Origin of the sequence: Nostoc sp. (genome assembly GCF_036917135.1) — a bacterium.
Lineage (GTDB): Bacteria > Cyanobacteriota > Cyanobacteriia > Cyanobacteriales > Nostocaceae > Nostoc.
In genome coordinates this window covers 1-21622 of the sequence record NZ_JBALEA010000066.1, presented here as the reverse complement: position 1 = coordinate 21622, position 21622 = coordinate 1, and the positions used below count along the sequence as shown (strand labels likewise).

Genomic DNA, 21622 nt, shown 5'->3' with positions numbered 1-21622 from the left:
GCCTAACGTACCGCTAGATTACATAACCCCGAACATATTTTGAAATGTTTTCCCAATCCCCAAGAAATCTAATTAATCAACAATTCTGGTGCTACCAATCCTTTTTGGATAGCTAAGACTGCGGCTTGAGTGCGATCGCGTACTTCTAGTTTCTGTAAAATAGCATGGACATGAACCCGCACTGTACCAGGGGCGATGTAGAGAATCTCAGCAATTTCTTGATTGCTTTTGCCAGTTGCTACCAGTGCTAAAATTTCTTGCTCCCGCTTCGTTAGGGGATTTTCTACAGTTCCGTCAGTTTTTGCGGGCTGCACTACAGTAGAATTACCCTCAAAAGCGGCTCTAATTTCTGTTGTTGCCGTTTGATCCCACCAAGAAGCCCCTGCTGCAACCGATCGCACCGCCAATATTAAAGACTCAGCAGGAATACCTTTAAGGCAGTAACCTTGGGCACCTGCGGCAATTAACCGCGAAACCAGGGGTTTTTCAGAACGAGACGTTAAAACCAGAACTGGTAAAGTTGGGTGCTTCTGCTTGATTTGGCGACAAGCCTCAATGCCGCCAATTCCTGGTAAACCTATATCCAGCAACACCAAATCCAAAGGATAGCGATTTGCTAATTCTACAGCTTGTTCCCCATCTTCCGCTTCTGCGACAATTTCCAAAGTGGTTTCTTGTTGCAACCGCATCCGCAAACCAAGCCGAAACAATTCATCATCTTCAACAAGTAAGATTTTTGTCATTAGTAATTGGGCATTGGGCATTGGGGACTGGGGATTGGGGACTTGTACTGAGCGACTTGTGCCGAGCGAAGCCGAGGTAAGCCGAAGTATTGGGGATTGGGGACTTGTACTGAGCGACTTGTGCCGAGCGAAGCCGAGGTAAGCCGAAGTATTGGGGATTTGGGATTGGGATTTGGGATTTGGGATTTAGGATTTGGGATTGGGCATAGGTTATTCTCCTTGTCCCCAGTCCCCAGTCCCCAGTCCCCAGTCCCCAGTCCCCAATCCCCCTCAATTCCCCGGTGGTGGACAAGCAGGGAGTCGAAAACCAAACAGTGCGCCTCGTGGTGAGCGATTCTCTGCCCAAATTGTACCCCTATGAGCAGCAATAATTTGCCTGGTCAAATAAAGCCCTAGTCCAGAGCCGGAGACGTGGCGATCGCTATGTCCTTGATAAAACCTTTCAAACAAGTGGGGTAACTCTTCTTCGGTAATCCCGGAGCCAGTGTCGAGTATTTTTACCACTTGATCGCTAGAATAACCTTCAAGTACTACTTCCACTTTACCGCCACGAGGGGTATGATTAATACCATTAATCAGGAGATTGGTGAACACTCGCCCAAGTTGCAAAGAATCGCCATTTACCCAGATAAAGCTCCGAAAATCTGATTCGCCATAGTGTAGAGAAATATAAACCTGACGTGTTCTCGCTAGTTCATTCAGAGTAGCGATGCTCTCCTCCGCCACTGTCACCAAGTTAACAGGTGATATCTGTAGTTTCAACCCTTCGGCATCATTGCGGTACACATCTAAAAGTGTTTGGACTAATTTCAGTGTACTCCGATGACTACGAGCCATTGTTTGTAAAACTTTTGCTTGCATTGGCGTAACTTCACCAAATTGCTCATTTTGAAAATATTTCAGTGTTTCAATTGCTCCTAGTAGGGGTGTTTTCAAATCATGCGTTAGGGTAGAAACAAAATCTTCACGCATGATAGCTAGTTGTTCTTGGGAACGTAATTGTGCTTGAGTATAAGCGATCGCTTCTTCATTGCGGTGGTTGCGATCGCTCAACCAACCCGTTACCACCAACGCCAATACTGCAATCAACCTATTTGCCAACGCTGGGAGATGAATCGCTTCTCCTCCAGGGACAAATAAATTTAACAATGTTAATCCTGTAGCTGCAACAGTGATCCCCAATACCGATCCCCGATTCAATCGAGAATCTGCTAACAAAATCGTCCCTGTGTAGAGGTAGCCAAATACGTATTCAGGTGGTGTCAAATATTCCAACGCTATCACGATGGCAAAGGCGATCGCTATTAGCCCATAAGTCTCACCACGCTCATTTATAGTTTCTTTCATAGTCAATAATCGACTTAACATTGTCATTTATGATTTACTAAAAATCTGTATAACTATTTAATTCACCAATTATGATCTATCTGCCATCTATATCTGCAAATGCCAACTTGAGAGTTAACCCGAAAATTACGATTATCCAGTAGAGACGCGATTAATCGCGCCTGTGGTAACTGAGTATTTGCCCACAAGGAGCGGGCTATTTACCACAATCTTGCCAATCCTTAATCCCATTAATCAAATAATCTAGGATATTTATATTCTTTGAAAGTAGCAAACTTGCAGAATCTATTGTATAAACAAATAATCCTAACTAGTGAGATAGATGAATTAAGAGTAAAAAATAAATATTCTTCACAATAACTTTAACAAGTATCTGGAAAATAGTCCTAACTGAAAATAGTAAATCCCTCGGTATTAAATACTCCAACAGTTAATTTGTTATTTCTAAGAATTGGCTTGCTAACACTTAAATTTAATTTAGCGCAAATTATATGGGACAAGGTTTTTTGCAAATTGGCTTAACGTTGTGTATTGTCATAGCAATCACACCGCTACTCGGAAAATACATAGCGCGTGTCTTCTTGGGAGAAAGAACACTACTTGATTTTTTAATGAACCCCATAGAGCGAAGTATGTTCATCCTGGCGGGTGTTCGGAGAAAGGATGATATGACGGGTTCGCAGTATATCCGGGCTGTATTGTGCAGCAACATCGTCATGGGTATTTCAGTGTACTTGCTAATATATTTCCAGAGACACTTACCCTGGAATCCTAACGGCTTCGGTGCGATTAAGTGGGATGTATTGCTGCACACAACCATTTCCTTTGTTACCAATACCGACCAGCAACACTATGCTGGTGAGACAACCTTAAGTTATTTTAGCCAGGTAGCGGCTTTAGGCTTTTTGATGTTTACCTCCGCAGCCACTGGTTTAGCCGTGGGAATTGCCTTTATTCGCGGGTTGACAGGTAGAAGACTGGGCAACTTTTACGTCGATCTCGTCCGGGGAATTACACGAATATTGCTGCCGATTTCGATTATTGGCGCGATCGCTTTGCTGGTAACAGGTGTACCACAAACATTAGCTAAAACTCTCGATCTGACAACCTTAGAAGGCGGGACGCAATATCTGGCCAGAGGCCCCGTGGCATCCTTTGAAATGATCAAACTTTTCGGTGACAACGGCGGTGGCTTTTTTGGCGTCAACTCAGCACATCCCTTTGAAAATCCCAATGGCGCTTCTAACTTGATAGAAATGATTGCCATGATTTCTATCCCAGCCGCCTTAATTTACACCTACGGGATATTTGCCAACAACATCAAACAAGCTTGGCTACTTTTTTGGATGGTGTTTGTAATTTTTGTAGTTTTGGTGGGAGTGACAACAGTGGGAGAACTGCAAGGCAATCCCCTAGTTAATACCGCCTTTGGATTAGAACAGCCCAATTTAGAGGGTAAAGAAGTTCGATTTGGCTGGGCACAGACGGGATTTTGGGCAGTAATGACTACTGCTACTATGTCTGGGGCTGTCAATGGGATGCACGATTCTTTGATGCCTCAAGGAATATTTTCCACTCTCTTCAACTTATTTATCCGAGTTATCTGGGGTGGACAGGGAACCGGAACAGCTTACCTATTTATTTACTTAATTCTCACAGTATTCCTAACTGGACTAATGGCGGGACGCAACCCAGAGTTTTTAGGACGCAAAATTGAAAAGCGAGAAATCGTCCTCGCCAGCGTCGTGCTGTTGATTCATCCAATTCTAGTTTTGATTCCCAGTGCGATCGCATTAGCTTATCCCATCTCCCTCTCTGGAATTAGTAACCCTGGCTATCACGGCATTTCCCAAGTAGTCTATGAATACGCCTCAGCAGCAGCAAATAATGGCTCCGGCTTAAAAGGGTTGGGGAATAACACCCTGTGGTGGAACTTGAGTACTTTAGTTAGCTTAATCGGAGGACGCTACATTCCGATGATTGCCATCCTGCTCTTAGCTGATGGGATGTCTCGCAAACAACAAGTACAAGAAACCCCTGGTACCCTGAGAACTGATTCTCTAGTATTTACTAGTATCACGGCTGGAGTGACACTGGTTTTAGGAGTCTTGACTTTCTTTCCAGTTCTGGCTTTAGGCCCCATAGCTGAGGGTTTAAAGCTAGCATCTGGCAGTTAGGAAAGTTATAAGTTATGAGTTATGAGTTATAAGTTTGGAATTAAGAGAATACTAAAAAATAAGTAAATTATCCGGTTTCGTAGGTTGCGTTACTAACCCACCCTACAGTTCGGATATTTTTCTATTAGAAGCTCCGAATAACTCCTAACTCCTAACTTCTCACTCCTAACTCCTAACTTTACTTATGAATCAAGTGGCAACTAACTCCAAAGCTAGACGCCCAAATGCTCGTTCTGGCGATCGCCGCCAAGGACGTAAAAAGCCCAGGGCAAGTAATAAGTGGCTGTACTTAAGGGCAATTAGAGATGCTTTTATCAAGCTTAACCCTAAGTATGCAATCAAAAATCCAGTGATATTTCTGGTTTGGGTGGGGACAATCATCATCCTATTGCTCACAATTGATCCCAACCTATTTGGCCCAGCCCTCCAAAAGAACCCGCAGCTTTTCAACGGCTTATTGTCGGGGATTTTATTCTCGACAGTTTGGTTTGCCAATTTTGCCGAAGCAGTAGCAGAAGGGCAAGGTAAAGCCCAAGCCGATATCTTACGGTTAACGAAATCAGAGACGATCGCTAAAAAACTTGCTCCCGATGGCACAATTAGCGAAACTTCATCCACCAGCCTCAAGGAAGGCGATACCATCTACGTCGTTGCTGGCGATATCATCCCCGCCGATGGCGAAGTAATCATGGGTGTCGCCTCGGTGGATGAATCGGCAATTACTGGCGAATCCGCACCAATATTAAAAGAATCAGGCTCCGATGTTGCCAGTTCCGTCACTGGTGGGACACGGATTATTTCAGATGAACTGATTATTCGGATCACATCTGATGCCGGCAAAGGCTTTATTGACCGGATGATTGCCTTGTTAGAAGGGGCAGAACGCAGCAAAACAACCAATGAAATTGCCCTGACAGTATTCTTGGCAGTTCTCAGCTTATTGTTTTTATTAGTCGTGGTAACTCTCCCCGCACTTGCCTACTATGTCAACAGTCCCATTGGTGTGCCAGTTTTAATTGCCCTATTAGTAGCGTTAATTCCTACTACCATTGGCGGTTTACTAAGTACCATCGGCATTGGTGGTATGGATCGAGTTGCCCAATTTAACGTCATTGCCACCTCTGGACGAGCAGTTGAAGCCTGTGGTGATGTCAACACTTTAGTTCTTGACAAAACAGGCACAATTACCATCGGCAACCGTTTGGCTGAAGAGTTTATTACCATCAACGGTCATTCAATGTCGGAAATTGCTAATGTTGCGTGGGCTGCTAGTATTTTTGACAATACACCAGAAGGTAAGTCAATTGTCCGACTGGCAGAAAAGTTAGTCGCACGGTTTGATTTTGACTCCAGTCAGGCAGAAGGAGTTAGTTTTTCCGCCAAAACCCGGATGAGTGGGACAAACTTCCCTGGTGGGTATGAGGCCAGAAAGGGATCAGTAGAAGCCATTAGAGGATTTGTCCATTCTCGCAATGGATATGATACGCCAGAATTAGATGCCGCCTACGAACGAGTTTCTCGCTTGGGAGGTACACCCCTAGCAGTCAGCCTAGATAACGAAATTTACGGCGTTATTTATCTCAAAGATGTAGTTAAACCTGGTATCCGCGATCGCTTTGAGCAACTGCGACGGATGGGAGTGAGTACCATCATGGTAACTGGAGACAACCGAATTACAGCTTCAGTGATTGCCCAAGAAACTGGGGTGGATGACTTTATTGCTGAAGCCACACCAGAAGAAAAAATCAACGTCATCAAAAAGGAACAAGCAGCAGGTAGACTGGTTGCCATGACGGGAGACGGGACTAACGATGCTCCAGCATTAGCCCAAGCCAACGTCGGCGTTGCCATGAATACAGGGACACAAGCGGCAAAAGAAGCCGCCAACATAGTTGATTTAGACTCCGATCCCACAAAACTGATCGATATCATTAGTATTGGCAAACAATTGTTGATTACTCGCGGGGCATTAATGACATTTTCTATCGCTAATGATATTGCTAAATACTTTGCAATTATCCCAGTGATATTTGTCGCTGCTAACCTGCAAACCCTGAATATTATGAATTTGACTAGCCCGAAGTCTGCTGTACTATCAGCACTGATTTATAATGCTTTGATTATTCCCGCTTTGATTCCCTTGGCATTAAAGGGTGTGCGGTTTCGACCTCTGACAGCTAATCAGCTACTCCAACGTAATATCTTAATTTATGGCTTAGGTGGATTGATTGCGCCCTTTATTGCCATTAAATTGATCGATATGCTGATTTCAGTTGTCGGCTTGGCTTAAGGATAACACAAGTATAAACGTAGCGAAGCGATCGCACGCATCTTAACCAAAGTAAAATAATAAACATTTTTACTTTTACCTGTTGAGAGGCAAAACAACAAGAATATGAATAAATATCGTTTTCACTCAGCAGAGCTTTGGCGATGTCCTTTATTTAGTTGCAATGGCGTAAACAACACCTACCACTCGCTATTTTGATCGTGCTGTGCTTGAATGTGGTTACTGCCCCAGTTGTTTATGCTGTTGCTAACAGCACCCTGTAACGTCCGGCTGGTGGGCAAAAGAATTAAAAATTAAAATTAAAAATTAAATTCTTAGGAGCAATTAGAAAACTTATTATGGCTATTATTCGAGAAACTATCAGAGCAATTTTCATAACTTTGATGCTTTGGTTGTTGACTGCAATCATCTATCCTCTAATAATTCTGGTAGTCGGTCAAGTTTTTTTACCTTATCAAGCTAACGGCAGCATCATGCTGAATCTAAATAATGAACCAATTGGTTCGGCTTTAATTGGTCAGGTGTTCACATCTGATCGATATTTCCATCCTCGTCCCAGCACCGTTAGATATAGCCAAGGAAAAAAAGCCAAGCCAACTGGCATATCTGGAGCTAGCAATCTCGCTGCTAGCAATCCAGAACTACTAAAGCGGATTCTAGAAGAGGCAAATCAATTGCGAGACGAAAATCTTCAACCAATAGCTGATATGATTTATACCTCTGCTTCTGGCTTAGATCCGCATATTTCCTTTAAAGCAGCACGGCAGCAATTGTCGCGGGTTGCTGTTGCCCGGAAAGTAAATGAAGATGAGATCCTACGTTTGATTAATAAGTATACTGATAGCAGATTTCTATTGATTTTCGGCGAACCAGGAGTCAATGTTCTCCGATTGAATTATGCTCTGGACTTGCAAGATATTAATCGTCAGCAGAATCAATAATTGGGCATTGGGCATGGGGCATCCCTTCTCTACGAGACGCTACGCCTAGCTTGCTTAAGAGCAGGGGTACGCTCAGGGCAAGTGGGCATGGGGCATTAGACCGTTTTGCTTTCCGATAAAATAGGATTGCTATAAGAACCAAGAATAAAATGTCAGATAATAGTAATACTAGTTTGGCTGGCACTCCTTTAAATTCTGCAAGTTACTCCCTTTATCCACCACGACGGCGGGGCAAGCATAAAATATTTATTGGCATGGCTCCTGGAGTCGGCAAAACTTACCGGATGCTGGAAGAGGGACACGCACTCAAACATCTAGGAATTGATGTCGTCGTTGGGCTTTTGGAAACCCACGGACGGAAAGAGACAGTTGAGAAGGCAGAGGGACTAGAGATTCTACCCCGTAAGGAATTTAATCGGGATGAGTTGACGCTAACGGATATGGATACAGATGCTATTTTAAAGCGATCGCCCCAATTAGTCTTAATCGATGAACTTGCCCATACCAATGTCCCTGGTTCTCCACGCGAAAAACGCTATGAAGATGTAGAAATAGTTTTAGCCGCAGGTATTGATGTCCACTCCACAATGAATGTCCAACATTTGGAAAGTCTCAACGACTTGGTAGCTAGAATTACAGGTGTGGTAGTGCGTGAGCGTGTTCCTGACAGAATTCTGGATGAAGCTAGCGAAATACTAGTAATAGATGTCACACCTGAGACATTGCAAGAACGGTTATTAGAAGGCAAGATCTACGCACCGCAAAAAATCCAAGAATCCCTCGATAATTTTTTTCAACGCCGCAACCTGATTGCTTTGCGGGAATTGGCTTTGCGGGAAGTGGCAGACAACGTAGAAGGAAATGCGATCGCCACTACCCCCAATGGGCAATCCTGTAATATTCACGAGCGGGTTTTGGTATGTGTATCCACCTATCCCAACTCAGTGCAGCTATTACGCCGGGGTGCGAGACTAGCTAACTATATGAACGCGCCACTTTATAGCTTGTTCGTTGCCAATCCAGAGCGCTTCCTCACCAAGGAGGAAAGCTTACACATTTACACTTGTGAGAAACTTTGTAAAGAATTTGAAGGTACTTTTCTTCGTTCTACCAACGGTAACGTAGCCGATGCGATCGCAGAAGTTGCCGAGAAATATCGGATCACCCAAATTGTGATTGGTGAAAGTCAGCGATCGCGCTGGCAAATGTTCCTCAAAGGCTCTTTGACGCAAAAATTGGTACGCTTGCTCAAAAACATCGATCTGCACATCATTTCTAGCGAAAAAATGGTTTCACCCAAATAAGAGATCAAATTTTCCCCAAAAACCTCAAAACTTAAGCTCCTATGCAGACTAGATGGGAGCCGCAAAGCATACAGGCAAGTTATAATTCTCTTGCGGTGCAACGTCACAAAAATTTATGAGTAACCCCCTTGTGCAAGCCTTTTTCGTAGGCAGAGCAGTAGCTGAAGTAGTTAATGAGCGTTTAGAGGTCGCCTTGACCGATGCTTTGAGTGATTTAGGCAAATTTGATGCCGAAGCTAGAGAGCAATTGCGCCAGTTTACAGAAGAAGTCCTAGAACGTGCAAATCGGTCAGCAGAATCAGCTAATGCAGGTCAAGCTACCACAGGTAGTGGCCAAGCTAGTTCTGATTCCGGTGACTTGCAAGCAGATATTGATGAATTACGAGCCGAAATTGCCCTGTTACGAACAGAATTGCAACATCATCGCCGAACTTCTGCATAAATTTTAGTCATTGGTCATTAGTCATTGGTCACTTGTACTGAGTTTCGACACTTCGGCTACGCTCAGTGCATCGCTACGCTCAACTACCGCGTAGTCGTTGGCGCAGCCTCTCGTAGAGAAGTATTGGTCAAAAATTATGCACAAATGACAAATGACAAATGACAAAGGACACTTAAGAAAAAATAGTTTAGGAATCAGAGTGTCTTTTCTTCCAAGTGATTCGGTTGCAAACCAACGGTACACAAAGTATATGGAACAAGGTTATTCAGAGAAAGCATACCGTTGGAATCGGGAAAAATACTCTAGCAGACGGCGTTTTGTGGATATTTGGTCTTTCGTCTTGACCTTATTATTCAAACTTTGGCTATACAACAAATCTTGGAGTTATCCGGGTGGTGTGACTGAGGTAAAGCAAGCTGCAAGACGCAAAACCCAAGCGGTGTGGATTCGGACTACCTTACTGGATTTAGGCCCAACCTTCATCAAAGTTGGGCAATTATTTTCTACCCGTGCTGATATATTCCCTGGTGAATATGTAGAAGAACTAGCCAAATTACAAGACAAAGTACCGGCATTTAGCTATGAGCTAGTAGAAGCGACCATTGAGAAAGAATTAGGCAAGAAAATTCCTGAACTATTCCATAATTTTGAACCGATTCCCTTAGCTGCTGCTAGTTTGGGGCAAGTACACAAAGCTGTGCTGCATACTGGAGAATCAGTTGTTGTCAAGGTGCAACGTCCTGGACTAAAAAAGTTATTTGAAATAGATTTACAGATTCTTAAGGGAATTACCCGCTACTTTCAAAACCATCCCAAATGGGGAAGGGGACGAGATTGGCTGGGTATTTACGAAGAGTGTTGTCGCATTCTTTGGGAAGAAATTGATTATCTTAACGAAGGTCGAAATGCTGATACTTTTCGCCGGAATTTTCGTGGCTACGATTGGGTAAATGTACCGAGAATATACTGGCGTTACGCTACTTCTAGAGTGCTGACTTTAGAATATCTCCCTGGAATTAAAATTAGCCAATACGAAGCTTTAGAAGCAGCAGGTTTGGATCGAAAAGCGATCGCTCGTCAAGGCGCTCAAGCCTACTTACTCCAATTACTCAATAGCGGCTTTTTCCACGCCGATCCCCACCCAGGCAATATTGCCGTTAGTGCCAGTGGCGCTTTAATATTCTACGATTTCGGGATGATGGGGCGGATTAAAGCCAACATCCGCGAAGGATTGATGCAAACACTCTTTGGGATTGCCCAAAAAGATGGCGATCGCGTTGTCCAGTCTCTCATCGATTTAGGCGCGATCGCCCCAACGGATGACATGGGACCAGTACGGCGTTCCGTCCAGTATATGCTGGACAATTTCATGGATAAGCCCTTTGAAAACCAATCAGTTGCCGCAATCAGTGACGACCTTTATGAAATAGCTTATAATCAGCCATTTAGATTTCCAGCAACTTTTACTTTCGTGATGCGAGCCTTTTCTACCCTAGAAGGGGTAGGCAAAGGCTTAGATCCAGAGTTTAACTTTATGGAAGTTGCCAAACCCTATGCAATGCAGCTTATGACCGATATGAATGGTTCTGAGGGGAATAGCTTTCTTAACGAATTAAGTCGCCAAGCAGCTCAAGTAAGTACTACTGCCTTTGGTCTACCACGTAGATTAGAGGATACGCTAGAAAAGCTAGAACGGGGAGATATGCGCTTGCGCGTTCGATCCATAGAAACTGAACGCCTACTGCGGCGACAGAGCAGTATTCAGCTTTCAATAAGTTATGCTCTGTTAATCAGTGGTTTCACACTTTCAGCTACGATCTTAGTGGTTAGCAACCATCTATGGTGGGCACTAATGCCTGGTTTAATTGCAGCAGGGCTTTCAGTGATCCTGATCAGACTAATTTTACGCCTTGACCGTTACGATCGTATGTATTAATTGTTGCAAAAAAAATATGAAACTTAATTTCACGGGTTTTAGCGATCCGGGACTTATTCGATCTAATAATCAGGATGCTTACTATATCGACCCAGAAGGGCGGTTTTTCGTTGTCGCCGATGGCATGGGTGGTCATGCGGGAGGTGAGGAGGCGAGTCGGATTGCTACCGAAGAAATTCAGGCGTATTTGGTAGCAAATTGGGAATCTCCTAAATCTTCCCAAGAATTGCTAGAGCAAGCTTTGTGGGGTGCCAATGAAGCGATTTTGCACGATCAGCAAAGTCATCCCGAACGCGCCGATATGGGTACAACAGTTGTAGCGGTAATTTTCCGCGCCCCAGAGTCGCCCTGGTGCGCTCATGTTGGCGATTCCCGGTTGTATCGCTTCCGGGAGTCCTACTTAGAGCAGGTAACAGAAGACCACACTTGGGTAGCACGAGCAATCAAAATCGGTGACATCACCTTAGATGAAGCGCGATCGCATCCTTTTCGTCACGTATTATCGCGCTGTTTGGGGCGTGAAGACTTGCATCAGATTGATGTGCAACCAATGGATGTAAAAGTAGGCGATCGCTTGCTGTTATGTAGCGATGGTCTTACAGAAGAACTTGTCGAACAGAAGATTGCTAGCTGCCTCCAAGATACTCCTTGGGTTGATAAAGCTGCCATCTCTCTAGTTGAGGCTGCCAAAGAGCAAGGAGGGCACGATAACATCACAGTTGTCATCGTCTCACTCGAAGAAAATAGTCATTAGTCATTAGTCATTAACGCTCTTTTATTACTCTCGCCAGATTAAATTTGAAACCCTATTTTGGCGTTAGTCCGCACAGGCGGACGAGAGTTTGTGTAGCCGCGATTTCTAATGGCTTGGATTATTCTCTCTTCAGAGTCATAGAAGAGCATTAGTCATTAGTCATTAGTCATTAGTCATTGGTCATTAGTCATTAGTCATTAGTCATTAGTCATTGGTCATTAGTCATTGGTCATTAGTCATTAGTCATTAGTCATTAGTCATTAGTCATTAGTCATTAGTCATTGGTCATTGTCCAAAGAGAAAGGACAAGCGACAAATGACTAATCCGGTAAATATACTCAGTAATTTGTTCAGTGTGAGCATTTTTCCTTTTTACAATTTGATACAAATACTTTTATCCTCCAAAGTCACATTAAGAGGCTAAATTTGCATCAATTGGTAAATTGACATCTTGCACGTAATAAGATAAAGCGGCTATAATTCACGCTTATTACCATTCATTCCCCAACCTCCTTAAAATCCCTGCCCTCTGAAGCTTCCTCCATACTGGGGGAGACAGCATCTTAGTTTTTCTTAAACACAAAACCTAAGACGCTTTAGGATAGCACCTACTCTTCTCCTCAAAGGAGAGTTGGGCAAAGTAGGAAGGAGTCAGAGAGGTAGTTATATCTATCTATCTGAGGCCAAACAGAGCCTATTTTCCCGAATATGGTTCGGCTGACTTGGGTGGTATATCAGTAGGATTAGGTGCAAGATATCAAAGCAGAAAAATTCCACACTTTGGATGTGGGCAAACCTGTCAAACAATTGTTATCTTTCTTAATACGGAGGAACAAATGTTGGACAGATATCAGTCCAAAATATTATCCCATTTGGACTTCTGTGAGCGATATCACCTTTACACGTTGTTTTTTCGGAGTTAACTATGAATCAACCCATGAAACTATCCTTGGAACAGCAATTCAGCATCTGCTCATTCTCTACTCAGGTGCAAAACATGAGCCACGATCAAGCTAAAGATTTTTTAGTCAAGCTTTATGAGCAAATGGTCGTGCGCGAGGCAACTTATCAAGAACTTCTTAAGCACCAGTGGGGCTTAGATTCCGGTTCCACTATGGCATAGAGTCTTTCTGATGTCGCAGTGGGCGACCTCCTTCTCTTGCTTGGTTCCAAGGAGGAAAAGAGCTGGGGATGTCGGGGCGTCAACTTCGATAAGTAATTCCACAATATCAGTACAAAAGTTCAATTAGGGAAACCTAACTAAGAATAAGTAAACATTGTCTACGGCATACTTTTTTGAGTCTAGACATAACTTTAGCATGGTAAGCTAAATTCCTTGTTTGCTTTAGCCAAACTTCTTTTTGTTTCGTCTAGTCCGAGAATCACACCTGCGTAATTTCATAAATCTCCTGGAACATATACACAGGAATATTTAGACATAATTTAGATCAGATTGCTTTGACTGCTTAGTGATTCCACTATTTATACATATAACTAGAACTTACATATTTATATATATTTTGTTTATAAAAGTTTACATTCTGGGAGTGACTACCCCTTACTTACATCTAAAATACGTAACATTAAGAAATTATTGTTAGCTGGAAAGATCATAAGGAGAATCTGTATCAATACTTTTAAGTTTTGTGATAATTTGGGGCTTAATCTTTTCGTACTCGTTTTTGAGTAAACTTTTACTGATTTGTGGGTCGGCAGAGGACATTAAGGTGTTGCTCATTGCGACCCACTCTTGTAGTCGTTGGCGCTGGGCAGAAGCGACGCTAGAAAGTAAAATATGGGTACAGCGACTTGGTGTTTCTCGGGCAAAGAATAACAGGCGGTAGTAACCTGTGTGCTGAAGTAACCGAGCAATTTCCTGGCCAGCACTGGTTTTGAGATCAAGGTAATAAGGTAACCATTTGGCGTCATGCTTACGGTTGTAGATGACAGTAATCCATAGCAGCATGGGATGGGGAATAGAGATGAACAAAAATTGGTTATAGCGGGTACAGAGTAAGCGCTTTTGAATTTCTTCTTGCGGTAGCATCACCCACAGAGCTGGTAAAACCTCCCCATTGGTATGAATGGGCTGGGGAAAAACAATATCAGCAATTGGTTTATTTTTAGGCCAGGAAATGGCACGAGCGATTTCATCGTTAGACCATGATACCCGCAAATCGGCTTTAGTCTTTTGTTCAACCTCATTGCTCACTATATTAGTAGGAACTAGAGCATGGCTGTCTTGCTGAATTTTACGTGTATGCTCAGGCTTTTCTAGAGATCCTAAAACTCTGAGGATTTCAGTGATACTTTGGGGGCGATCGCGTGGTAACTTAGCTAGACAACTCATCACCAAATTTTCGATTTCTTTTGGTAGTTCTAATCCAGGCACAACCTCAGCAAAAGAACGCGGTTTTTGATAGTGATGTGTTTTATACCACGCTCCAAAAGAATGAGTTGGTGCCACCAGTGGCATTTTGCCTGTGAGCATCTCAAACATCATCACACCCAAACTATAAATATCAGCACGATTGTCTAATTCTTTACCCTCCATCTGTTCGGGAGAAGAATAAGCCAATGTCCCCAAATAGAATTTTGTATGGTCGCCATCTGACTGTAATAACTTAGCAATCCCAAAATCTAGAACCTTGACCAATTCTCCGAAGCTGGGATCTTGAATTACCAGCATATTGCTTGGCTTGACATCACGATGGATAATTGGGCAAATAGTGCCCTCAACTGGGATGCCATTATGAGCGCACTGTAACCCCAGACTGAGTTGACGCGCCATACTCAGGAATCTTGGTAAAGGCAGTCGTTGCTTGCGAATAATATTGTTCAGGCTTTCTCCTTGTAGGTATTCCATGACGTAGAACGGGGTGTTATTGTCATCTACGCCATAGTCCATAACTCGGACAATGTGAATGCTTTTTTGCCCTAGTAAAGCACAGGTTTTTGCTTCTCGCTCAAAGCGGTCTTGCAATTGCATCTTTTCATTTTGGATTGATAGAGCGAGAAACTTAACCGCAACAGGTACACCCCCCAATAAGGTATCTTTAGCACGATAAACCCGACCCATTGCTCCAGTACCGATTAACTCCTGGAGTTGGTAGCGTTTGCTGAGTAAGCGACCAATGTTTGGGTCTGACATAGAAAATTCAACTCCAAAAGCAGGTTGTAAGTGTTTGGGAGGAAAAGTGCATTCAAACTGATATCTGAATTATTGCGCCCATAAATGACTTTCTCGGCTTGTACCGCGAGGCAGAAGTTGGAGGGCAAGAAGCTTACAGAGTAGGCTTTTGTGCGATTTCCAATCGTTGCTCTATTTAGGTGGTGCTGTACTAGTTTTTTTCAGTCCTCTAAAAGAGGATTGAAACCATTATCTGCCAGTTTGGAACCGAGACGGTTATTACAACTGGTGCAACATCCTAAATCAAACAAGTAGAAAGGGTATATTTATAATGACGCTTTGTACCATTTTGCACTTTAATTATGGTGTAATTTTAGTTTGCCCAATTTTGACTAAATAGATAACTTTAGGATCTGGCAAAAACCTTAATCACGTAGTACCACACTCACCACAAAGTTCTGATAACTGAGTAATGAGTGCAGAATTTTGAATATCAATCAAGCCTGATGCGGCGACATGAAGCGGTGCTGGGCAGGTTTTATCAGATCCAAGCCCTTATGTCTCGTAAATAATGCTCTAACTTATTAGGATTTATAACTGTTATTTTAGTGGTCAATGACCCCTAACTAAAGCTTTTTTAAATTAGTACTTTCCTCGTCCCTCCAGCAAGGCTCTCTTCTGCCTTTGTTTTGTAAGTAGGGATAATGAAAGATACCCTTTAATATCATGTCCGCTTGATTACTTATTAAACTCGAAGAACCCCAAAGAGCCAAAGCTATGCTTTGTCTCCCCTCCTGCTTGCGGGGAGGGGATTAAGGGGAGCTTTGGCGGTCTTCTCCCTACAGTCCTTCGGGCATCCTACGGCAGGCGCTAGCCTCTCCCTTTGGGAGAAGGGGAGACGCTAAAAGCGATAGCGCAGCCTCTTCGAGTCTGCGTTCGCTTTTAGCGTCTCGTAGAGAGCGTCTGGGGTCTCCCCAAGTGGAGCATCTGGCGTGTGGGGTGCAATGACGGTGGGAATCATAACTAATTATTCGGACATGATATAACTAGCCAGTTATTTGGGAGCATCCCAAATAACTGGCTAGTTATATCAAACTCAGGTTATAAATTGTCATTGCGAACACTACGCTGTCGCTTCGTACCCAACTCTCGCAGAAGGAATACGCAATGACAAATATGTTCTTGCAAAATTGGGATGCTCCCAGTTGTTTAACCTTCTGGCTTCTCCTGACTCATAACGAATCTATTATTTATTTATTGATAAATATATTTTATAGCAATGGGACTTTATTAATGAAAAGTTTTCAGATAAAAGCCTTGCTGAACAAGGATTTTAGTCTCAGTATGCTGATCGTTATTCAAATCTGATTCCTCTAATACTAATTGGTAGTTTTTCGTTTTATCTGTAGGTTATAAGACATATCAAAAGCTGATTTATTACCCATTATATAGTATTGGATTCGACGTTCGATAATTTTGTTAAATCGGGAAAGAAAATAAGGAAAAAAGTGCGGGTTCTTCCTTGCTTCTGTTAATGCTATGAACCATTTTCCTTGCTTTATAGGCACTACAACTTCAAAGTAAGCTAGATTCTTCTTAAAGGCTGCAAGATTATAAGACAGAGCATGTATTAAAGCTGGATTTTTTTTGACAACTTCTTGTTGCATGAAAGAATTAGTAGCTATGCAGTATTGATTGAGAATTAACAATTTGCTTTGATGTAGAATAGAAGTGGTACGTGAGCGGTAGAAATAATAGGGTTCTGGCACAAGAAAAAAGCGAGCGCCATTAATTAAGCATTTCAGATCAAGCCAAAAGTCTTCACCTGTCTTTACGGTTTCATCGTACTCAATTCCGTGCTTCACCAGAAATTCTCGTTTGAATATAGGCTTGCTTAAACCAAGATGTAACCCTACTTGTCCATAGACATCAGTTTCTACAAAATGAATGATATCAATTTGGAGAGTTTTATCTATATTTTGTCCACTTTCTTGAATCAATGTACTCCAAGGAGATGTTGCACCATCTTGAATTAAATGAAGATCGTCAGCAATCATATCTGCATTTGTCTCTTCTGCCAGCAACACCAGCTTTTCTAATCTTTCAGGAGCATACCAGTCATCTGAATCAAGAACAGCAATCCATTCTCCTTGGGCTGCTTCGAGGGCACGATTACGCGCAGCAGAAACCCCAAGGTTTTGTTGATTAACTATCACTTTGAGACGTTGGTCAGTAAAGCTTTTAGCGACTTCTACAGTTTTATCAGTTGAACCATCATCGACTATGATAACTTCAATATCAGTGAGGGTTTGCTCTAAGGCTGACTCTATTGCTTTGGCAATATAAGCTTCAGTATTGTAAGCAGGGATAATGACTGAGACTTTAGGATTCACAAAACTGAACTCCTGACTACACGGTTAGGTAAAAAGGCTAAAATCCTGCTGATAATTTAACAATTGCCTTTTTACTATACATTACTACATATTTAGTATAGATGCGAATAAATCAAGCTTTGTAGTCAGGATTTAGCCTTCAAAATAGGGCTGAATCCCTTACTAAAAGCCTATCTAATTAAATTTACATTGTGAACATAGTTTGATGTATTCTTGTCTACTTACTTACAACTTCGTAGTTAGATAAAATAAACAATTACTCGTTAAGGTCAGGTATGAGACATTACATAAGATTACAAACTTTTCTCCAAGGATGCTGTCAGCTTTTGTAGTCTGTAATACTTTTGTTAGGCAGCGATGGTTGCTCTATCTTTGCCGTGATGTACTAGTTACTTAACTGCCATTAGGTTGACTGACGTTCTAGGCTAGCTTCCATTGTGTTAGTTAAAAAATGACCAGCCAAGATGCCACTACTGAGGTAGTATGTGTCTTCCGAAATCCGATGCAGGGTTTCAAAGCCACTACGACGCTGACGATCGCTTAGTACCCAGTAACGCTGCACAATAGTATCTAGACCAATCCAGCCTTCACCTTCAACCTGCCCTAAAAGATTATGTTGGAGTAAAAAGGTATACTGTCGCTCTCCCTCATGCAGCCGCCCTTTATATTGTAGAGAGATTTCGGAGCGATCGCTACCTGGAAATATGAGTTTTGTAGCCATAGTGAACCAGTTATCTCGATTCCAAGCTACCAACGTCATACCCTTGACGCTGATTGGCATACCATTGCGTTCCAGCCAATTTCCTTGTATTATCCAGCGTCCTGGTTCCAATAAAAAAGTATGAGCCACCTTTTATATACCCTGCCTTGATCGAGTACTGCGAAGACTACAGTTATAGCAGGGCTGAGTTGCGTTAGCGATAGCGGGGCGTTGAGCCAGTGCTGAGTGAAGAATCAAAATGACCTTGGTAAATTTCTCCCAAAAGCACTTCTTGAGGTGCCCCAGTGGCAGTAGGTAGGTTGCCAGGAATGTCCAAATTTCGCCAGTAGGCTAAAACCGCAAAGGCGATCGCTTCTTTAAAATCTGCACTCAAGCCGACTTCATCTGTAGTCCAAATTGGTATTGATGCCAACAACATCTGTAATCTTTGTTTCAAATAGAGATTGCGACTACCACCGCCACATAATAGTACCCTCTGTGGCATTTCCGGCAAAAAAGCGCGGTAACTATGAACAATTGAAGCAGCTGTAAGTTCTGTAAGAGTTGCCAGTACGTCGGCAGCATTGAGTTGGTATACTTGGGCATCTTTTAAACACTCATGCAGGTAAGTCACACCAAATAACTCTCGTCCAGTGGATTTGGGTGGCGGTAGATGAAAGTAGTCTTGCTTGAGCCATTGTTCCACCAATGGATAGCAAGGAGTACCACTGGCTGCCCAATTGCCATTTTCATCGTAAGTTTTCGCACCATCGCTTAAATGCTCCACTGCCAGATCCAACAGACTATTTCCTGGGCCGGTATCCCAAGCGCGAATTTTTGAGAGCCAGTCGTCAGTCCGAGGCGGAATATAAGCAACATTGCCAATACCACCAATATTTTGAATACAACGCCCCTCCTGGGGATGACTGAGTAAATAGGCATCTACTCTGGGCACGAGAGGCGCACCATGTCCACCAATAGCGATATCAGCAATGCGGAAGTTACTCACAGTTGTAATGCCCGTAAGATGGGCAATTAATGCACCGCGCCCTAGTTGCAGACTGTAACCGAGTGGGGAGTGGGGAGTGGTTTTCTTCCCCATTCCCCTATCCGCAGGTGGTCGATGATAAACTGTTTGACCGTGGGAGCCAATGAGAGTGGCTGGCTGATGACCAATTTGAATATTTTGGGCGGCTTGAGCAAAGACAATGGCGATCGCATCATCTATTTCTGCCAATTCTGCCATTGAGATGGCAACACCTGCACCAACTGCTAATATTCTTTCTCTGAGTTCGGCGGGATAAGGATATATTGCCCCGGCTAGCAACTCAACTTTGAGATCCAATTCTGTACCGGAAATCTCTACCAACGCAGCGTCTATACCATCTACGGATGTGCCACTAATTAAACCGATAACGCGAGTAGAGACAGCAACTTCTTCAGTCGGATGCATTGATCAAGATTCTTTTGTTGATTGCAAGAGGTAGTTTAATTCATGTTACTACCGATGTCAAAAAAACTCAGGTGGCATAGTTGACTAGAGAAACACGAGGATGGAGAGCAAGGGAAGAATGTCAAAATCAAAGAATCGATATGATAGAAAAGTAAATAAAATTTAAAAAATATTTATCAAATGGTGGTTCAATCATCTGGCTTGTCCAAGATCAAAGACTCATTAACACAAAAACTCTTCTTGGGTAATGAACCCAATGCAGAGTTGATTGCAATTCTCACCGTTTACTTTGTTCAAGGAATTTTAGGGTTATCGCGTCTAGCCGTGAGCTTTTTCCTCAAAGATGAACTGCTGCTGAGTCCTGTGCAGGTGTCGGCGCTATTGGGAATTGTCTTCCTACCTTGGATGATTAAGCCGGTGTTTGGTTTTATCTCTGATGGCTTGCCGATCTTTGGCTATCGTCGGCGTCCTTACTTGATTTTATCTGGGATACTGGGATGTGCTTCTTGGGTGAGTTTGGCCACAATAGTTCATACTAGCTGGGCAGCTACCTTAGCGATCGCCCTTGGTTCTCTTAGTGTCGCCATGAGTGATGTCATAGTTGACTCGCTAGTTGTGGAACGAGTTAGAGGCGAATCCCAAGCAAAAGCCGGTTCATTACAATCTCTATGCTGGGGTGCTTCTGCGATCGGAGGTTTAATAACAGCATACTTTAGCGGTCTGCTGCTCCAATACTTTACTACCCGTACTGTCTTTGGAATTACCGCCTTATTCCCTCTCATTGTCTCAGGGGTAGCTTGGTTAATTGCTGAGTCCCCCGTTAGCAAAAATGCTGAAGATAGTAATCACACCAACCCTTTACCAATCAAACATCAACTGAAGCAGCTACGCCAAGCCATTACCCAAAAAACAATTTGGCTACCAACGGCGTTTATCTTCATCTGGCAAGCTACCCCAAATGCTGAATCAGCCTTTTTCTACTTCTCTACCAACGAACTACACTTTGAACCAGAATTTTTGGGGCGGGTGCATTTGGTGACAAGTTTCGCTTCTTTAGCAGGTGTTTGGATTTTCCAACGTTTCCTCAAAAGCATTCCTTTTCGCGTGATTTTTGCTTGGAGTACAGTCCTTTCGTCAATTTTGGGAATGACGATGCTGTTGTTAGTGACTCACACAAACCGGCGGTTGGGTATAGATGATCACTGGTTTAGTTTGGGTGATAGCCTGATTCTCACTGTGATGGGGAAAATTGCCTTTATGCAAGTGATGGTGCTAGCAGCAAGGCTTTGTCCCTCTGGTGTGGAAGCAACATTATTTGCTTTGTTAATGTCAATATTTAATTCAGCAGGAACGGTTTCCCATGCATTCGGGGCATTAATCACCTATTGGCTAGGGATCACCGCAACGAACTTTGAGTCACTTTGGCTATTGGTGCTAATTACTAACCTCAGCACGTTGTTACCTCTACCATTTATCAACTGGCTACCTGCTGCTGATGAGCAAACTGAGACACCTAAAGATGGGGAACAACCATTTTTGCCAGATTTGATGACTGAATGAAATCGGAGTGAGTAGGGGTTATTTTTAGGGCAATTATCTGATTTAAAAAATGATTCATTTATAAGCTCTTTTCTGATTTTACACTTCGTTAGATAGGTTGATTTTTTAACGCCGACTTACTTAGTATTGTGCTAAAAACTTAGTCCTTTGTTATTGATCGCTGACCAATAACCAAATTTATGCAGAAGTTCTGCGATTAAGCTAATCGGCATTTAACTTGCATAATCAGGGCGGGCAAGATGCCCACCCCACAAGATATTAAGAAAATTTTAATATGCAAATTAGATGTGTTTTATAGCGGTTCCCATTCAGATGAGGTACAACATTATATCGCAAGGTGTAGGGGCACGGCACTGGCCATTGGTGTCAACTTAAGAAGATAAAGCCCAAATTTGTTGGGTGTAAGCGTCAATGTCTCGATGACGCTTACGCCTTGCTTTAACTAATCCAAA

The 21622-nt window shown here is 42.9% G+C and carries 15 protein-coding genes; 9 read left to right on the top strand and 6 right to left on the bottom strand.

Annotated elements, in window-relative coordinates; genetic code table 11:
- Window positions 1-68: 68 nt before the first annotated feature.
- Together V7K50_RS19690 and V7K50_RS19685 are read right to left on the bottom strand one after the other, a co-directional pair.
- Window positions 69-743 carry a response regulator transcription factor gene (locus V7K50_RS19690; RefSeq protein ID WP_334962905.1) on the bottom strand — a complete coding sequence of 225 codons (675 nt, stop codon included), beginning with the start codon at window positions 741-743 and terminating at the stop codon, window positions 69-71.
- A 270-nt stretch (window positions 744-1013) separates the two neighbouring features.
- Window positions 1014-2111, bottom strand: coding sequence for a sensor histidine kinase (locus V7K50_RS19685; protein WP_334962903.1), 1098 nt, complete (start codon window positions 2109-2111; stop codon window positions 1014-1016).
- Between the two features lie 470 nt (window positions 2112-2581).
- Here V7K50_RS19685 and kdpA point away from each other — a divergent pair, with 470 nt between their 5' ends.
- The 8 genes from kdpA to V7K50_RS19645 all read left to right on the top strand — a co-directional run bounded on the left by kdpA (window position 2582) and on the right by V7K50_RS19645 (window position 13057).
- The gene (gene kdpA, locus V7K50_RS19680; protein WP_334962901.1) at window positions 2582-4267 is read left to right on the top strand and encodes a potassium-transporting ATPase subunit KdpA; all 1686 of its coding nucleotides are present in this window, start codon (window positions 2582-2584) and stop codon (window positions 4265-4267) included.
- Window positions 4268-4451: 184 nt separating this feature from the next.
- Window positions 4452-6557, top strand: coding sequence for a potassium-transporting ATPase subunit KdpB (gene kdpB / locus V7K50_RS19675; protein ID WP_334962899.1), 2106 nt, complete (start codon window positions 4452-4454; stop codon window positions 6555-6557).
- Window positions 6558-6895: 338 nt separating this feature from the next.
- Complete coding sequence (kdpC, locus tag V7K50_RS19670) at window positions 6896-7498, top strand: K(+)-transporting ATPase subunit C (RefSeq protein WP_334962897.1); 603 nt, start codon at window positions 6896-6898, stop codon at window positions 7496-7498.
- A 149-nt stretch (window positions 7499-7647) separates the two neighbouring features.
- Window positions 7648-8802: a universal stress protein gene (locus V7K50_RS19665; protein ID WP_334962895.1), complete on the top strand. Its 1155-nt coding sequence runs from the start codon at window positions 7648-7650 to the stop codon at window positions 8800-8802.
- 115 nt (window positions 8803-8917) lie between these two features.
- Window positions 8918-9244: a DUF6825 family protein gene (locus V7K50_RS19660; RefSeq protein WP_334962894.1), complete on the top strand. Its 327-nt coding sequence runs from the start codon at window positions 8918-8920 to the stop codon at window positions 9242-9244.
- A gap of 250 nt (window positions 9245-9494) precedes the next feature.
- Window positions 9495-11180, top strand: coding sequence for an ABC1 kinase family protein (locus V7K50_RS19655; RefSeq protein WP_334962977.1), 1686 nt, complete (start codon window positions 9495-9497; stop codon window positions 11178-11180).
- A 16-nt stretch (window positions 11181-11196) separates the two neighbouring features.
- Window positions 11197-11934, top strand: a complete 738-nt coding sequence (locus V7K50_RS19650; protein ID WP_334962892.1) for a Stp1/IreP family PP2C-type Ser/Thr phosphatase — start codon at window positions 11197-11199, stop codon at window positions 11932-11934.
- Between the two features lie 925 nt (window positions 11935-12859).
- Complete coding sequence (locus tag V7K50_RS19645) at window positions 12860-13057, top strand: NblA/ycf18 family protein (RefSeq protein WP_104908243.1); 198 nt, start codon at window positions 12860-12862, stop codon at window positions 13055-13057.
- Between the two features lie 474 nt (window positions 13058-13531).
- Here V7K50_RS19645 and V7K50_RS19640 read toward each other — a convergent pair whose 3' ends face one another.
- The 4 genes from V7K50_RS19640 to V7K50_RS19625 form a co-directional block, all read right to left on the bottom strand.
- The gene (locus V7K50_RS19640) at window positions 13532-15085 is read right to left on the bottom strand and encodes a serine/threonine-protein kinase (protein WP_334962890.1); all 1554 of its coding nucleotides are present in this window, start codon (window positions 15083-15085) and stop codon (window positions 13532-13534) included.
- A 1358-nt stretch (window positions 15086-16443) separates the two neighbouring features.
- A complete protein-coding gene (locus V7K50_RS19635) occupies window positions 16444-17457 on the bottom strand; it encodes a glycosyltransferase family 2 protein (RefSeq protein WP_334962888.1) in 1014 nt (337 codons plus the stop codon).
- Window positions 17458-17860: 403 nt separating this feature from the next.
- A complete protein-coding gene (locus V7K50_RS19630; RefSeq protein WP_334800444.1) occupies window positions 17861-18307 on the bottom strand; it encodes a hypothetical protein in 447 nt (148 codons plus the stop codon).
- A gap of 64 nt (window positions 18308-18371) precedes the next feature.
- Window positions 18372-19610, bottom strand: coding sequence for an anhydro-N-acetylmuramic acid kinase (locus V7K50_RS19625; protein ID WP_334962886.1), 1239 nt, complete (start codon window positions 19608-19610; stop codon window positions 18372-18374).
- A 180-nt stretch (window positions 19611-19790) separates the two neighbouring features.
- Here V7K50_RS19625 and V7K50_RS19620 point away from each other — a divergent pair, with 180 nt between their 5' ends.
- Entirely contained in the window at window positions 19791-21170 is a 1380-nt protein-coding gene (locus V7K50_RS19620) for a folate/biopterin family MFS transporter (RefSeq protein ID WP_334962885.1), read from the top strand.
- Window positions 21171-21622: the final 452 nt, after the last annotated feature.

Excerpts from the sequence above, each read along its gene's own strand:
- V7K50_RS19690 (WP_334962905.1), bottom strand. The coding sequence starts at position 743 with ATGACAAAAATCTTACTTGTTGAAGATGATGAATTGTTTCGGCTTGGT.
- V7K50_RS19685 (WP_334962903.1), bottom strand. The coding sequence starts at position 2,111 with ATGTTAAGTCGATTATTGACTATGAAAGAAACTATAAATGAGCGTGGT.
- kdpA (WP_334962901.1), top strand. The coding sequence starts at position 2,582 with ATGGGACAAGGTTTTTTGCAAATTGGCTTAACGTTGTGTATTGTCATA.
- kdpB (WP_334962899.1), top strand. The coding sequence starts at position 4,452 with ATGAATCAAGTGGCAACTAACTCCAAAGCTAGACGCCCAAATGCTCGT.
- kdpC (WP_334962897.1), top strand. The coding sequence starts at position 6,896 with ATGGCTATTATTCGAGAAACTATCAGAGCAATTTTCATAACTTTGATG.
- V7K50_RS19665 (WP_334962895.1), top strand. The coding sequence starts at position 7,648 with ATGTCAGATAATAGTAATACTAGTTTGGCTGGCACTCCTTTAAATTCT.
- V7K50_RS19660 (WP_334962894.1), top strand. The coding sequence starts at position 8,918 with ATGAGTAACCCCCTTGTGCAAGCCTTTTTCGTAGGCAGAGCAGTAGCT.
- V7K50_RS19655 (WP_334962977.1), top strand. The coding sequence starts at position 9,495 with ATGGAACAAGGTTATTCAGAGAAAGCATACCGTTGGAATCGGGAAAAA.
- V7K50_RS19650 (WP_334962892.1), top strand. The coding sequence starts at position 11,197 with ATGAAACTTAATTTCACGGGTTTTAGCGATCCGGGACTTATTCGATCT.
- V7K50_RS19645 (WP_104908243.1), top strand. The coding sequence starts at position 12,860 with ATGAATCAACCCATGAAACTATCCTTGGAACAGCAATTCAGCATCTGC.
- V7K50_RS19640 (WP_334962890.1), bottom strand. The coding sequence starts at position 15,085 with ATGTCAGACCCAAACATTGGTCGCTTACTCAGCAAACGCTACCAACTC.
- V7K50_RS19625 (WP_334962886.1), bottom strand. The coding sequence starts at position 19,610 with ATGCATCCGACTGAAGAAGTTGCTGTCTCTACTCGCGTTATCGGTTTA.
- V7K50_RS19620 (WP_334962885.1), top strand. The coding sequence starts at position 19,791 with ATGGTGGTTCAATCATCTGGCTTGTCCAAGATCAAAGACTCATTAACA.